Here is a 14,604-nt window from a genome sequence, read left to right on the forward strand (position 1 = left end):
GAACCCATGCGCAGCGGCGGCGCCGTGAAGCGCTAAAATGCCGATCATGCCTACCCATCCGATCTTCACTCAACCCGTACCGACGCTGGCGCGCGACGGCGACGCGATCGTGGTCCTCGACCAGACGCGGCTGCCGTTCCGCACCGAACAGCGCCGGCTGGCCACGCTCGCGGCGGTCGCCACCGCGATCCATTCGATGGAAGTGCGCGGCGCCCCCCTGATCGGCGCGACCGCGGCGTTCGGCGTCGCGATCGCGCTGGTCTCCGACAGCAGCGACGCGCAGCTCGACATTGCGTTGAAGACGCTCGCCGCGACGCGCCCGACTGCCGTCAACCTGCACTGGGCGCTCGGCCGCATGGAAGCGCGGCTGCGCCCGCTGTCCGCTTCGGCGCGGCTCGACGCGGCGTGGGCCGAAGCCGAAACGATCCGGGCCGGCGACGCCGCGACCTGTGCCGCGATCGGTGCCCACGGCGTCGCACTGCTCGAAGCCGTCGTCGCGCGGCGCAACGGGCCGGTCCGCGTCATGACCCACTGCAACGCCGGCTGGCTCGCGACCTGCGGCGCCGGCACCGCGCTCGCGCCGGTCTACGCTGCCCACGCAGGCGGCATCGCCGTGCATGTGTGGGTCAGCGAGACGCGTCCGCGTAACCAGGGGCTGCTGACCGCGTGGGAACTGCGCGAGGCGGGCGTGCCGCACAGCGTGATCGCGGACAATGCCGCGGGAATCCTGCTCGCGCGCGGCGAAGTCGACCTCGTGATCACCGGCGCCGACCGCGTCGCGGCGAACGGCGATGCGGCGAACAAGGTCGGGACGTACCTGAAAGCGCTCGCGGCGCGCGAGCACGGCGTGCCGTTCCACATCGCCGCACCGCTATCGACGATCGATTTCGCGTGCCCGGACGGCGCGGCGATCCCGATCGAAGACCGCGGCCCGGCCGAAGTGCGCAGCGTGCAGGGCATTGCCGCCGACGGCAGCGTGCAGAACGTCGCGCTCGTGCCGGACACCACCGGCGCCGCGAACCCGGCCTTCGACGTGACGCCGGCCCGCCTGATCACGAGCATCATCACCGAACGCGGAGCGAGCGCGCCGGGACGACTGCGCGACCTGTTCCCGGAGGCGCCATGAGCCCGCCGGATGCGCAAGGCGCCGATCTGCGCGCCGAGCTCCTCGCGACCGCGCTGGCGACGAGCGCGGCGCGCCTGAACACCGGCAGCTCCGGCAATGCGAGCGTGCGCACGCGCGGCGGCATGCTGATCACGCCGAGCGGGCTGGCACCCGAATCCTGCAGCGGTGACGACATGGTCGTCGTTGCCGCCGACGGCACGCCGACCGGCCGCCTCGCCCCGTCGAGCGAATGGCGGCTGCACCACGACCTCTACGCGCTGCGGCCCGAAGCCGGCGCGATCATCCACGCGCACGCGCCATTCGCGACCGCGCTGGCGTGCCAGCGGCTCGAGATCCCGCCGTTCCACTACATGATCGCGCGCTTCGGCGGCCCCACCGTGCGCTGCGCCGCGTACGCGACGTTCGGCACGCAGGCGCTGTCGGACAACATCTCAATTGCAATGGAAGGACGCAGCGCGTGCCTGATGGCGAACCACGGCATGCTCGTGTTCGGCCGCAACCTCGCCAATGCGCTCGCGCTCGCGCTCGAGTTCGAGAGTCTGTGCGAGCAATACTGGCGCACGCGCCAGCTCGGCGAACCGGTGCTGCTGTCGAACGAAGAGATGCAAGAAGTCGTCGAGCGCTTCCGCTGGTACGGCAAGCCGGCGGAGCAGCAGCCGTAGCAGCCGTAGGGCGGAAAACAAAGTTTCGGCGCAGCCAAAAGCGCAGCGCCTTCCGCCACTTCGACGCCGGGGCACGCATCACGGCGAGACGTGGCGGATAACGCCTTCGGCTCATCCGCCCTACAGTCGCTGCACCGAAGTCGCCGTCACGCTCGCGAGGCCGCTTCGAGTACCCGCAGGAGCGCGGACGTGTCGTCCCGCCCGCCGCCGCCCGCCATCAGCGCGTTCAACTGCTGCCACACCTGCGAGGCGATCGGCAGCGGCGCGCCGAGCCTTGCCGCTTCGTCCATGAGGATGCCGAAATCCTTGTGATGCAACCGCGACTCGATGCCCGCGGCAAAGTCGCGCCGCACCATCCGCTCGCCCATCACGTCGAGCACCCGCGACGCCGCCGAGCCGCCGAGCAGCGCGCTGCGCACCGCCGCGAGGTCGACGCCGTGCGCGTTCGCCAGATGCATCGCTTCGGCACAGGCCTCGATCGCGGCGACCATGATCATCTGGTTGCACGCTTTCGCGACCTGGCCGGCGCCGCTGCCGCCGACATGCACGATCGTCCGCCCGAGGCACGCGAGCAGCGGACGCAGCCGTTCGAGCACGTTGGCGCGGCCGCCGACCATGATCGCGAGCGTCGCGTCCTGCGCCCCCTGCGCGCCACCGGACACCGGCGCATCGAGCATCGCCGCGCCGCGCGCCTCTAAAGCTGCCGCGATGCGGCGCGCGCTGGCCGGAGCGATCGTGCTCATGTCGACATGCACCCAGCCGGGGCGCGCGCCGTGGATCAGCCCTTCTGCGCCGAGCGCGAGCTGCTCGACATCGGCGCTCGCGGTGACGACCGAGAACGCGACCTCTGTCGCCGCAGCGAGCGCGGCCGGACTGTCGTGCACCACCGCATCGCTGTCCGCGAACGGCGCGACGCTCTGCGGCCGCCGCGCCCACAGGTGCAGGCGATGGCCGGCACGCTGCAGATGCCGCGCCATCGGCAGGCCCATGACGCCGAGGCCGACGAAACCGACATCCATCATTCGCCCTCCTGCCCCGCTTCGCCGCCGCTCATGCGTTCGAGCAGCTTCAGCATCGCGACCGAGTCGTCGTCGCCGAGTCCGCTGCCGACCATCGCGTTGAACATCTGCGCGGTCGCCGCTGCCGACGGCAGCGCGACGCCGAGGCGGTGCGCCTCTTCCATGACGATGCGCATGTCCTTCTGGTGCATCCACGCCTTGAAGCCGGGCTTGAAGTTGCGCTCCAGCATCCGCTGGCCGTGGTTTTCGAGGATGCGCGAATAGGCAAAACCGCCAAGCAGCGCTTCGCGCACTTTCGCCGCATCAACGCCGCTCCGGTGCGCGAAGTTCAGCGCTTCGGCGACCGCCGCGACGCCGACGCCGGTGAGAATCTGGTTGCACGCTTTCGCGACCTGCCCGGCGCCGCTCGCGCCGATCAGCGACACCGTCTTGCCCATCGCCTCGAACAGCGGCTTCACCCGCTCGAACGCCGCGGCGTCGCCGCCGACCATGATCGTCAGCGTCGCGTTGATCGCGCCGATCTCGCCGCCGGACACCGGCGCGTCGAGCATCGCGATGCCGCGCTCCTGCAGGCGCGTCGCGATCGACTGCGCCGCGGCCGGCGCGATCGTGCTCATGTCGACGAACACAAGGCCAGGCCGAGCGCCGTCGGCGACGCCCTGCGGGCCGAGCGCGACCTGCTCGACGTCGGGCGCATCGGCGACCATGCTGATGATGACCTCGGCGCGCGACGCCGCGTCCGCCGCGCTCGCGCAGTCGCCCGCGCCGGCGTCGAGCAGCGGCTGCATCGAGTCGCGGCGCCGGCTCCAGACGTGCACGCGATGACCGGCGCGGATCAGGTTCAGCGCCATGGGACGGCCCATCAGGCCGAGTCCGATAAATCCGACTTCCATTCTTTTGCTCTCCTGGCTGGCTGGGATGCGCATGGCGACGGATAATCGCGCCATGACCTACGCCCCGATCATCAAGGAAATCGGACGCGGCGCCAAGGGCGCGCGCTCCCTCGACAGGCCGCTGGCCGAAGCGCTGTTCGGCGACATTCTCGACGGCAAGGTGCCGGATCTGGAGCTCGGTGCGATGCTGATCGCGCTGCGGATCAAGAGCGAGTCGCTTGACGAGCTGCTCGGTTTCAAGCGCGCGATGGATGCGCGCTGCCCGCAGCTCATGGTGCCGCCCGGCCCGCGCTGCGTCGTGCTGCCGACCTACAACGGCGCGCGCCGCCAGGCGAACCTGATGCCGCTCGTCGCGCTGCTGCTCGCGCGCGAAGGCGTGCCGGTGCTGATCCAGGGCCGGCACGACTTCGAGTCGCGTGTCAGCCCGTTCGAGCTCCTCGCCGCGCTCGACATCGTCCCGGCGGCGAACGCCGACGACGCGGCCCGCGCGCTCGCCGAGCGCCGCATCGCGTGCCTGGCGCTGCCGCAGCTGCTGCCCGGCCTCGATCGCCTGCTCAGCCTGCGGCTACGCCTCGGCGTGCGCGGCAGCGGCCACACGATGGCAAAGCTGATCGACCCGTGCGTCGGCCGCAGCGTGCGGGTCGTCGCGGTCACGCACCCCGAATATCTCGAACGGATGCACGAATTCCTGCTCGCCGATGGCGGCCGGGCGATGCTGATGCGCGGCACCGAAGGTGAAGCCTACGCGAATCCGCGCCGGCGTCCGGCGATGGAAGCGTTCCGTGAAGGCGTCGCCAGCCTCGCGTGGCCGGCCGAAGGCGGTGGCGCGCCGCCGCTCGAAGGCGTCGCCGACGCGCCCGGCGTCGTCGCCAACGCGGTGCTGATCCGCGCGATGCTCGCCGGCAACGTCGCGACGCCGCAGCCGATCCTCGACCAGGTCGCCGCGCTCGTGCAGCTCGCGCGGGAAGACTGACCGGCCCCGTCAGCGCGCCGCGAAGCGCCCGTCGCGGTAATCGGCGAGCGCCGCGTCGATCTCGTCCTGGGTGTTCATGACGAACGGGCCGTACTGCGCGATCGGCTCGTTCAGCGGCCGACCGGCGATCAGCAGCATGCGCGCCGGCGCCGCGCCCGCTTCGATGACGACGCCGTCGGCCTGCGGTGCGTTGGCGAAGATCGCCATGCGCTGTTCGGCGACCGCCGTGCCGGCGACCGCGACTTCGCCGCGATAGACGTACAGGAACGCGTTGTGCGCCGGCGGCAACGTCTGCGCGAAGCGGGCCCCGGCCGGCAGGTGGACGTCGAGGTACAGCGGTGCGGTCGCATCGCGACTCACCGCGCCGGCGATGCCGTGGCTGGCGCCGGCGATGACGCGAACCTCGACACCGTCCGCCGTCGTGAACCGCGGCAGTTCGGCGGCGGCGAAGTCCCGGTACCACGGTTCGCACAGCTTGTCGCGCGCCGGCAGGTTCAGCCACAGCTGGAAGCCTTCCATGACGCCCTCTTCCTGCTCCGGCATTTCGGAGTGGATCACGCCGCGGCCGGCGGTCATCCACTGCACGCTGCCGTTCTCGAGCAGCCCTTCGTGGCCCGCGCTGTCGCGGTGGCGCATGCGTCCGGCGATCATGTAGGTCACGGTCTCGAAACCGCGATGCGGATGGTCGGGGAAGCCGGCGAGGTAATCGTCCGGATTGTCGTTGCCAAACGCATCGAGCATCAGGAACGGATCGAGGCGACGCTGCAGCGGCTGGGTCAGCACGCGCGTGAGCTTCACGCCGGCACCGTCGGAAGTCGGCTGGCCGGTAACGAGGCGCTCGACGGCGCGGCTGTGCGTGACGTGTTCGTCGCTCGCGCCAGGAAGTTCGGTAGGCATTGCGGTTCTCCTGAGCATCCCAAGCCCGTGACCGTGCCCGGTGTTCGCGAAGAAACGACGATGCGCTACAAAGTGAACGGCAGCGCCGAGATGACCGACCCGTCACTGGTGCGAGTACACGGCGTTAGCCGACGCCGTTGTGCGAGCCCGTTACTGAGCATGGTCCGGGAATCGTCGGTGACAGTGGTGAGCGGTGAGAGCCGCATCCCGTTTGAGAGATCGAGTCGAATTCGACGCTTCCCCTGGCGCTGCCGTTCATCAACAATCGTGAGGCAGACCATGGCGATGCGCAAGCGAAACGAGGAAGTCTTTCCCAATGCGGCAGGGATTGATGTCGGCGCATCGAGTCACTGGGTGGCGGTGCCGCCGCATGTGGCCGAGGATTCGGTGCGCGAATTCGGGGCGATGACCGACGACTTGAACGGGATGGCCGACTGGCTGCTGGCCTGTGGAGTCGATACCGTGGCGCTGGAATCGACCGGGGTGTACTGGATTCCGGTGCATGAGGTGCTGGAACAGCGCGGGCTGAAGGTCTGGCTGGTCGATGCGCGGCAGTTGAAATACGTGCCCGGCCGCAAGAGCGACGTGCAGGATTGCCAGTGGCTGCAGAAACTCATGAGCCTCGGGTTGCTGCGCGCCGCCTGGCGTCCGGCGGGCGAGGTATGCGTCGTGCGCGCGATCGTGCGCCAACGCGAGGTCCTCCTGACCGAGCAGGCGCGCTGGGTGCAGCGCATGCAGAAGGCGCTCGTGCAGATGAACCTCCAGCTGACCGAAGTGCTCAGCGACATCATGGGCATGACCGGGGAGGCGATCATCCGCGCCATTGTCGCCGGCGAGCGCGATCCGCAGGTGCTGGCTCGGCTTCGCCATCGTCGGGTCAAGGCCAGCTCCGAGGACGTGGTCAAGGCACTGACCGGCAACTGGCGCGAGGAACATCTGTTCGTGCTCGGCCAAGCGCTGGCGATGTACGACGACATTGCGCGTCGCCTCACCGAGTGCGATGCCAAGCTGCAGACGCTGCTGGCCGAACGCGGTCAAACCCAGCTTGATCTCGGCCAAGCGCCGCGCAGCGGCAGCAAACTGGCGACAGCATTCGGCCTTCGTCAAGCCTTGGCTAACTGGGCCGGCGTCGATCTGACGCGCATCAATGGCCTGGGCGTCACCGTTGTCATGAAGCTCCTGTCGGAGATCGGGCCCGATCTGAGTCGCTTTGCCAGCGTCAAGCACTTCTGCTCCTGGCTCGGGCTTTGTCCGGGCACCAAGATCAGCGGCGGCAAGGTGCTCGCGTCCAGCACCAAGCGCTCAGCCAATCGGGCGCGGCATGCGCTGAAGATGGCGGCCATGACGCTCTCGCACAGCAACTCAGCCCTCGGCGCCTTCTACCACCGGCTGTGCGCACGCATGGACAAACCCCGCGCCAATACCGCTGTCGCCCACAAACTGGCCCGCCTGGTCTACTTCATGCTCACGCGCGGCGAACAATTCGTCGATCAGGGGCAACAACGTTACGAGGAACAGCAGCGGCAACGTAGTATCGCCGCCCTCAAGCGCCGCGCCGCTGCCCTCGGGTTTCAACTTCAACCGACCGCGGTGACCGCATGAAAACCGCTGCCGTCAGTTCTGTTTCTTGAGAGGGGTGGAGATTCGCTCGTGCCGCCCGCATCGCCTGCGGGCGGCATCCGTCTTTGCGGAGGCGATCAGTGGAGGTGCGGCGCGAGGCCGCAGCGCGGTTCAGGCGGCGCGGCGGCGATGCGTCACCCCAGCGCCGCCGCGATTTCGCGCTCGGCGTCAGCGAAAGCCTGCTGCTCGGCATCAGGGCCCATTGCGAGGCCTTCGGCAAAGATGAAATGCACGTCGGTCATGCCGAGGAAACCGAAGATCGTCTTCAGGTACGGCACCTGGGTGTCCGCCGGGGTATCGCGGTAGCGCCCGCCGCGGGCGAAAGCGACGTACACTTTCTTGTCCTTCAGCAAACCTTCGGGACCGTTCGCCGTGTAGCGGAACGTGACCTTCACGCGCGTGATCGCGTCGATCCAGTTCTTCAGTTGCACCGGCACGCCGAAGTTGTACATCGGCACGCCGATGACGACGGCGTCGGCGGCCTGGATCTCGGCGATCAGCGCGTCGTCGAGCGCGACGCGGGCCGCCTGCTCGGGCGTGCGCTTGTCGGCCGGCGTGAACAGCGCGCCGAGCGCCGCTTCGTCGAGCACCGGATGCGGCGCGTGCGCGAGGCTGCGCACGACGACGGTGGCGCCGGGGTTCGACGCACGCAGGCGCTCGACGATGCTGTTCGCGACGCGGGTGGAGTTGGAAGCGTCGCTGCGGGCGCTCGAATTGACTTGCAGGATGTTCATTGCGTTCTCCAGGTGAGTGTTTTGCGGGTTCTACTTTATTGGCTTAACTGTTGCCTGAAAAGCCGCGAAACCTGACAACACTGTTCCTGTTATTGCACGAGTGCGCTGCGCCCGATAAGGCTGGCGCTGATTGCGCCGTCGCTGGTGGTGCTGACGATGCTGCTGACCGCCGGCGACGCGGTCGGGCGCTTCAAGGCCTGAGCGGCGCACGACGAACTTTTCGTGCGGTGCGGCGACCAAGGCGGAGTCCTGGCCTACAATCCGGCCCTGCCCAACCCCTCGTCTGCCGACCATGCAAGCTTTCGCCTTTTCCTCCCGCGCGCTGTTCCTCGGTCTCTTCGCGGTATGCGTCGGGCTGCTCGGCTTCGGCCTGTACCTGCAGCACGTCGTCGGGCTCGAACCGTGCCCGATGTGCATCATGCAGCGTTATGCCTTCGTCGCGATCGCACTGACGGCGCTGGTCGCCGGGCTGCATGCGCCGGGACGCCGCGGCACGCGCGGCTACGCCGGTGTGATCCTGCTGCTGGCGCTTGCCGGCGGGGGCGTCGCGCTGCGCCAGACGTGGATGCAGATCTACCCGCCGGAGTTCGCCGAATGCGGGCCGGACCTCGAATTCATGCTCGGCAGCTTTCCGCTGGCCGATGCGCTGCCGATGATCTTCCAGGGCGCCGGCGATTGCTCGAAAGTCGACTGGGCTTTCCTCGGCCTGTCGATCGCGAACTGGTCACTGGTGTGCCTGACGCTCGTCGCGGTGTTCGCGATCATGATGATCACGCGCAGGCGCGGCGGCTGAAGCGCCCTGCCGGTCGGTCGCTCACCGGCACGCCACCGCGTCCCTGACGCCAAATTTGCGGAGGATCGTTTCCAGCGGGCAGATACCGGTAAAGCCGCTCTGGAACAGGTTCGCCCCGACGAAGGCGGTGAACCACAGGAAATTCGCATTGACGAAGAGCGGGGAGGCTTCGGCGCCGAGCGCGAGCGAGATCAGCACGAAGGCACCGGCGAAGATGCGGATGAACTGGTTGACGGTCAGGTTCACGATGTTTCTCCTTGCGGTTGGGCAGCGATGCGGGTGCGCATCGCGGCGAAATACAGCACCGGGATGACGACCAGCGTCAGCACGGCGGAGACGAAGATGCCGAAGATCAGGCTGATCGCCAGGCCGTTGAAGATCGGGTCGTCGAGGATGAACAGCGCGCCGATCATCGCTGCGAGCGCGGTCAGCCCGATCGGCTTCGCGCGCACCGCCGCGGCGCGGATCACCGCTTCGCCCAGCTCCATGCCCGCGCGCACCTGCTGGTTGATGAAGTCGACGAGCAGGATCGAGTTGCGCACGATGATGCCGGCGAGCGCGATCATGCCGATCATCGAGGTCGCGGTGAATTGCGCGCCGAGCAGCGCGTGCCCGGGCATCACGCCGATGATCGTCAGCGGGATTGGCGCCATGATGACGAGCGGCACGAGATAGCTGCGGAACTGCGCGACGACGAGCAGGTAGATCAGGATCAGGCCGACCGCGTAGGCCGCGCCCATGTCGCGGAACGTCTCGTACGTGACCTGCCATTCGCCGTCCCACTTCAGGCTGTAGCCCGCATACGGGTCGGCCGGCGGGCGGATGAACCATTCGCCGAGCGTGCCGCCGAGCCCCGGCGCCCCGTCGAGCGCGAGGTCCTTCACTTTCGAGCGGATGTCGAACATGCCGTACAACGGCGAATCGAGCCGTCCGCCCATGTCGCCCGTGACATACACCACCGGCAGCAGGTCCTTGCGGTAAATCACCTGCTCGCGGACGGTCTCCTGCGCCCGGACGAGCTCGGACACCGATACCAGCATGCCGTCGCGCGCCCGCACCTTCATCGCCAAGAGCGGATCGACGCTCGACTGCCGTTCGGACGGCAACTGGATGCGCACCGGAATCTCGTACTTGTTGTCGCCGCCGTGGATCGGCGTGACGTCCTCGCCGGCGAGCCCCAAGCGCACGACTTCGACGATGTCGGCCTGCGCGACGCCCATGCGCGCAGCCTTCGCCTGGTCGACGCGCAGCACGAGCTTCGGCGCCGCCTCATCCACGGTGTCGTCGACGCCGACGATGTCGGCCGCCCCCTCGAACGCCGCGCGCACCTTGCCGGCCACCGCGACCTGGCCGGCGTAGTCGGGCCCATACACTTCGGCGACGATCGGCGACAGCACCGGCGGGCCCGGCGGCACCTCGACGACCTTCGCGTTGCCCCCCGCCGCACGGGCGATTCCGCTCACCTCGTCGCGCACCGACACCGCGATCTCGTGGCTCTTGCGCGAACGGTGTGCCTTGTCGACGAGATTGACCTGCACGTCGCCCATCTCCGGCGCGCTGCGAAGGTAATACTGGCGCACCAGGCCGTTGAAGTTGATCGGGCTCGCGGTGCCCGCATACGCCTGCCAGTCGCTGACTTCCGCGACGCTCCCGATGTGCTCGCCGATCTCGCGCAGCACCCGCGCCGTCTCCTCGACCGGCGTGCCGACCGGCATGTCGAGCACGACCTGGAACTCGCTCTTGTTGTCGAACGGCAGCATCTTCATGACGACAAGCTGCACCACGGGCAGCGCGACCGACGCGACGATCAGCGCGCCGACGACCAGCCACAGCCGCAGGCGCGCCCGCCCGCCCTGGACGGGATCGAGCATCGGCGTCATCACGCGGCGGAAGAAGCGGTCGAGCCGCGCCGTGAGCTTGTCCTCGCCGGCGTGATGGTGCGCGTCGACCGACTTCAGCAGCCGCTGCGCGAGCCACGGCGTGACGACGAACGCGACCGTGAGCGAGATGAACATCCCCATCGACGCGTTGATCGGGATCGGGCTCATGTACGGCCCCATCAGCCCGGTGACGAAGGCCATCGGCAGGAGCGCCGCGATCACCGTGAACGTCGCGAGGATCGTCGGCCCGCCGACCTCGTCGACAGCGCGCGGGATCAGCTGCCACAGTGGCGTGTCGGGCTCGAGCGTGTGCCAGCGGTGGATGTTCTCGACGACGACGATCGCGTCATCGACGAGGATGCCGATCGAGAAGATCAGCGCGAACAGGCTCACCCGGTTCAGCGTGAACCCCCACGCCCACGACGCGAACAGCGTCGCCGCGAGCGTCAGGGCGACCGCGACGCCGACGATCAGCGCCTCGCGCAGCCCGAGCGCGAAGAACACCAGCAGCACCACCGCGGCGGTCGCGAACACGAGCTTGCCGATCAGCGTGTTGGCCTTGTCGTTCGCCGTCTGGCCGTAGTTGCGCGTGACGGTGAATTCGACACCTTCCGGGATGAGTTCGCTGCGCAGCGATTCGGCGCGCGCAATGACGTCCTCGGCGACGTCGGCGGCGTTCGCGCCGGGCTTCTTCGACACAGCCAGTGTCACCGCCGGAAACACGCCGTCGTCGCGAACGCCCGCTTGCGCGGTCGCGGCGCCGGTGCCGAACCACACGTACTGCGTCGGCTGGTCCGGGCCGTCCTCGACGGTCGCGACATCCCTCATGAACACCGGGCGGCCGCCGGCGACGCCGACGACGAGATTGCGCACGTCGTCGGCGGATTCGAGATAGGTGCCCGTCTGCACCAGCACTTCGCGGTTCGCGGCGACGAGGCTGCCGGCCGGTTGCGACGCGTTCGCGAGCTGCAGCGCGGCGCGCACGTCCTGCGCCGTGACGGCGTGCGCGTTCATCCGCTCGGCGTCCATCAGCACGCGCACGACGTGGTCGGGGCCGCCGATCGTCGCGACGTCGCGCGTGCCCGGAACGCGCTTCAATTCGAGCTCGACCGCGCGGGACACCTGCTGCAGCTCGAAACCGGCGCGGGCCGGATCGGTGGTCCAGAAGGTCAGCGCGACGATCGGCACGTCGTCGATGCCTTTCGGCTTGACGACAGGCTCGCCGACGCCGAGCTGCGGGCTGAGCCAGTCGCGGTTCGAATGGATCGTGTCGTAGAGCTTCACGAGCGCGTCCTGGTTCGGCACGCCGACCTCGAACTGCACGGTAATGACTGCCATGCCGGGGCGCGACACCGAATACACGTGCTCGACGCCCGCCATGCGCGACAGCACCTGCTCGGCCGGGCGCGCGACGAGCGCCTCGACGTCGCGGGTGGACGCGCCGGGAAACGGCACGAGGACGTTCGCCATCGTCACGTCGATCTGCGGTTCTTCTTCCTTCGGCGTGACGAGCGTCGCGAACACACCCATCAGCAACAGGATCAGCGCCAGCAGCGGAGTCAGCGCGTTGCGCTGGAACGCGCCGGCGATGCGGCCGGAGATGCCGAGCGGGGTGCTCATCGTCATATCCCCGTCAGCGGCTCGCGGCGCGCGCGGTGCGGCCGGCAATGCTTGCCCGCACCGGATCGAGCGCCACCTCATCGCCGCCGACGAGCCCGGCGAGCACTTCGACGCTGCCGTCCGCCAGCGCCTCGCCGGCGCGAATCTGCCGCAGGCTGAAACCGCCCTTGCCGTCGGCGACATACACGCCGGTGATCTCGCCGCGCCGCAGGATCGCCTCGGCCGGCACCGCGATACGCCGGTCCTCGCCGGTTGTGAAATGGACGCGCGCGAACATTCCCGGCACCAGCCCGGTTGCCGCCGGAGGCAGATCGACACGCACCCGGACGGTATGCGTGCGCGGGTCGGCTGCGGGCAGCACGGTGACGCGAGCGGCGTCGAACCAGCGCCCCGACTCCGGCAGTTCGATGCGCGCCGTCAGCTGCTCCCCGGTGACGCCGGCGATGCGGTATTGCGGCACGTCGACGATTGCGCGCATCGCTGCCGGGTCATAGACGGTCAGCAGCACGCGCCCGGGCTGCGCCATGTCGCCCGGTTCGACGTGGCGCGCCGCGACCAGCCCCGTCAAGGGCGAGACGATTGTCGTGTACCCCTGCACCGCTCCCGCCTGGCCGCGCCCGGCACGTGCCGCACGCAACTGTGCTTCGGCCGAGTCGTATGCCGCTTTCGCCTGGTCCAGCGCGGAAGAGCTGACGAAGCGGCGCTCGAGCAGGCGGGCGGTGCGCTCCAATGCCGCTTTCGCATTGATGAGGTTCGCCTGCGCCTCGGCGATGCCGGCTTCTGCGCCGGCCACGGCCTGCGCCGCCTCGACGGCATCGATGCGCAACAGCACCTCGCCCTTCGCGATGCGGTCGCCGGCATCGACGTTCAAGGCGACGATGCGACCCGACACCTGCGCCGCGAGCGCAACCTGGTGAACCGCTTCGAGCGTCGCTTCGGCGGGGTGGGAGCGCGCCACGACGCGAGCTTCGACCCGCACTGTGGACAATTCGGCGTGCGCGATCCCGGCAGCGGCGAGCGCCAGCGGAATCAGCAGGAGGCGGATGAGCAGCTGATCGATCATGAATATCAGTTTATGCTAATATTCAAACAAGTCAACGCCTCTCCTGCCATTGCATGCTGCCCGCGAAGGTGGGCAAACGTGCCGTCAGCGCTCAACCATCGCCTTCGATTGCACATTGCCGCGCGTAGCTCGCCATCGCCGCGACGACCGGTTCGGCCTCACCGACGGCGAGCGTCTGGACGATCTCGCATCCACGATGACGTTCGCAGGCCGCGGCGACGAGTTTCGGCAGATCGTTTTTCAGGTGCCCGCCACGGGCGATGAACATCGGCACGATGACAATCCGCCGCGCGCCCCTGGCGACCAGCGCATCGATCGCCTCGTCGAGTGTCGGCGCGAGGAACTCGAGGAACGCGAGTTCGACGCCGAGCTCCGGCGCCAGCGCGCGCAGCGTGTCGCGAACGCGCTCCATCGGCTGCGCCCACGCCGGATCGCGTGCGCCGTGGCCGAACAGCACTACTGCCCTGTCATGAGTCATGGGTGGTCCTCCTGCGCCTCGGGGGCGTCGCCGGCCGGGCGCGCCAGCAGCCGTTCGAGCGCGCGTGCCGCGGCGAACAGGCCGACGCTGGCCGTCATCATCATGCTCGAACCATAGCCGGCACAGGCCAGCCCCTGCGGCCCATGCGGCAGGTCGCACGCCGCCCCGTCGAGGCGCAGCGCTTCGCTCGAATACACCGCCTCGATGCCGAACAGCCGCTTCGGGTTGCGCGGAAAGCCGTGCTCGCTGCGCAGCCGCTTGCGCACTTTTGCCAGTAGCGGGTCCTGTTCGGTGCGCGACAGGTCGTCGACGCGGATCCTCGAAGGATCGGTCTTGCCGCCCGCGCCGCCGGCGACGATCAAGGGAATGCGGCGCGTGCGGCACGCCAGCACGATTGCGACCTTGGCCCGCACGTTGTCGATCGCGTCGATGACGACGTCGAAATCCCGCAGCAGCGCCGCCGCGTTGTCCTCGCCGACGAAGTCCTCGACGACGGCGACGTTCACGAGCGGATTGATCGCGCGCAGGCGCTCGGCCATCGCGACGACCTTCGCCTGCCCGAGCGTGGCATCGAGCGCGTGGCTCTGCCGGTTGATGTTCGATTCGGCGACGTGGTCGAGGTCGATCAGCGTGAGGTGGCCGACGCCGCTGCGCGCGAGCGCCTCGGCCGCCCAGGAACCGACGCCGCCGATGCCCACGACGCAGACGCGCGCGCAATCGAGCCGCGGCAGCGCATCGTTGCCATAAAGACGGGCGATGCCGCCGAAGCGTCGTTCCCGGTCGACGTCCGGAAAGGTGGAAGTGATCGGAGCCGACATGAAACCTGCAAGCGGATGGGGGAGCGCC

The 14,604-nt window shown here is 68.9% G+C and carries 14 protein-coding genes; 5 read left to right on the forward strand and 9 right to left on the reverse strand.

Annotated elements, in window-relative coordinates:
- The first annotated feature begins 37 nt into the window (after positions 1-37).
- Both mtnA and GO606_RS09470 read left to right on the forward strand, forming a co-directional pair.
- Entirely contained in the window at positions 38-1,126 is a 1,089-nt protein-coding gene (gene mtnA, locus GO606_RS09465) for an S-methyl-5-thioribose-1-phosphate isomerase (protein WP_211166587.1), read from the forward strand.
- The gene (locus GO606_RS09470; RefSeq protein ID WP_169118048.1) at positions 1,123-1,788 is read left to right on the forward strand and encodes a class II aldolase/adducin family protein; all 666 of its coding nucleotides are present in this window, start codon (positions 1,123-1,125) and stop codon (positions 1,786-1,788) included. Before mtnA ends, GO606_RS09470 begins: the two co-directional genes overlap by 4 nt.
- Positions 1,789-1,934: 146 nt before the next feature.
- Here GO606_RS09470 and GO606_RS09475 read toward each other — a convergent pair whose 3' ends face one another.
- A complete protein-coding gene (locus tag GO606_RS09475; protein ID WP_169118094.1) occupies positions 1,935-2,807 on the reverse strand; it encodes an NAD(P)-dependent oxidoreductase in 873 nt (290 codons plus the stop codon).
- The gene (locus tag GO606_RS09480; protein WP_169118049.1) at positions 2,807-3,700 is read right to left on the reverse strand and encodes a 2-hydroxy-3-oxopropionate reductase; all 894 of its coding nucleotides are present in this window, start codon (positions 3,698-3,700) and stop codon (positions 2,807-2,809) included. Before GO606_RS09480 ends, GO606_RS09475 begins: the two co-directional genes overlap by 1 nt.
- 52 nt (positions 3,701-3,752) lie before the next feature.
- On the opposite strand from GO606_RS09480, the gene ybiB reads away from it, so the two are divergent.
- A complete protein-coding gene (gene ybiB, locus GO606_RS09485) occupies positions 3,753-4,673 on the forward strand; it encodes a DNA-binding protein YbiB (RefSeq protein WP_169118050.1) in 921 nt (306 codons plus the stop codon).
- Positions 4,674-4,682: 9 nt separating this feature from the next.
- Here the strand turns inward: ybiB and GO606_RS09490 are convergent, their stop codons facing one another.
- The gene (locus tag GO606_RS09490; RefSeq protein WP_169118051.1) at positions 4,683-5,570 is read right to left on the reverse strand and encodes a pirin family protein; all 888 of its coding nucleotides are present in this window, start codon (positions 5,568-5,570) and stop codon (positions 4,683-4,685) included.
- Between the two features lie 279 nt (positions 5,571-5,849).
- Here GO606_RS09490 and GO606_RS09495 point away from each other — a divergent pair, with 279 nt between their 5' ends.
- Positions 5,850-7,172 carry an IS110 family RNA-guided transposase gene (locus GO606_RS09495; RefSeq protein ID WP_169118095.1) on the forward strand — a complete coding sequence of 441 codons (1,323 nt, stop codon included), beginning with the start codon at positions 5,850-5,852 and terminating at the stop codon, positions 7,170-7,172.
- 152 nt (positions 7,173-7,324) lie between these two features.
- On the opposite strand, the gene GO606_RS09500 is transcribed toward GO606_RS09495, so the two are convergent.
- On the reverse strand, positions 7,325-7,924 hold the full coding sequence (locus tag GO606_RS09500; RefSeq protein WP_169118052.1) for an FMN-dependent NADH-azoreductase: 600 nt from the start codon (positions 7,922-7,924) through the stop codon (positions 7,325-7,327).
- Positions 7,925-8,216: 292 nt separating this feature from the next.
- On the opposite strand from GO606_RS09500, the gene GO606_RS09505 reads away from it, so the two are divergent.
- Positions 8,217-8,717: a disulfide bond formation protein B gene (locus GO606_RS09505; RefSeq protein ID WP_169118053.1), complete on the forward strand. Its 501-nt coding sequence runs from the start codon at positions 8,217-8,219 to the stop codon at positions 8,715-8,717.
- Positions 8,718-8,738: 21 nt separating this feature from the next.
- Here GO606_RS09505 and GO606_RS09510 read toward each other — a convergent pair whose 3' ends face one another.
- The 5 genes from GO606_RS09510 to GO606_RS09530 all read right to left on the reverse strand — a co-directional run bounded on the left by GO606_RS09510 (position 8,739) and on the right by GO606_RS09530 (position 14,576).
- Complete coding sequence (locus tag GO606_RS09510) at positions 8,739-8,963, reverse strand: YgaP family membrane protein (protein WP_169118054.1); 225 nt, start codon at positions 8,961-8,963, stop codon at positions 8,739-8,741.
- Entirely contained in the window at positions 8,960-12,217 is a 3,258-nt protein-coding gene (locus GO606_RS09515) for an efflux RND transporter permease subunit (RefSeq protein ID WP_169118055.1), read from the reverse strand. Before GO606_RS09515 ends, GO606_RS09510 begins: the two co-directional genes overlap by 4 nt.
- Positions 12,218-12,230: 13 nt before the next feature.
- A complete protein-coding gene (locus GO606_RS09520) occupies positions 12,231-13,280 on the reverse strand; it encodes an efflux RND transporter periplasmic adaptor subunit (protein ID WP_169118056.1) in 1,050 nt (349 codons plus the stop codon).
- 91 nt (positions 13,281-13,371) lie between these two features.
- Positions 13,372-13,758 (reverse strand): sirohydrochlorin chelatase, encoded by a 387-nt coding sequence (locus GO606_RS09525; protein ID WP_169118057.1) that lies wholly within the window; start codon positions 13,756-13,758, stop codon positions 13,372-13,374.
- Positions 13,755-14,576, reverse strand: coding sequence for a tRNA threonylcarbamoyladenosine dehydratase (locus GO606_RS09530; RefSeq protein ID WP_169118058.1), 822 nt, complete (start codon positions 14,574-14,576; stop codon positions 13,755-13,757). The genes GO606_RS09525 and GO606_RS09530 overlap by 4 nt, the downstream gene beginning before the upstream one ends.
- Positions 14,577-14,604 lie beyond the last annotated feature (28 nt).

Source organism: Aromatoleum anaerobium, assembly GCF_012910705.2.
Taxonomy (GTDB): Bacteria; Pseudomonadota; Gammaproteobacteria; order Burkholderiales; family Rhodocyclaceae; genus Aromatoleum; species Aromatoleum anaerobium.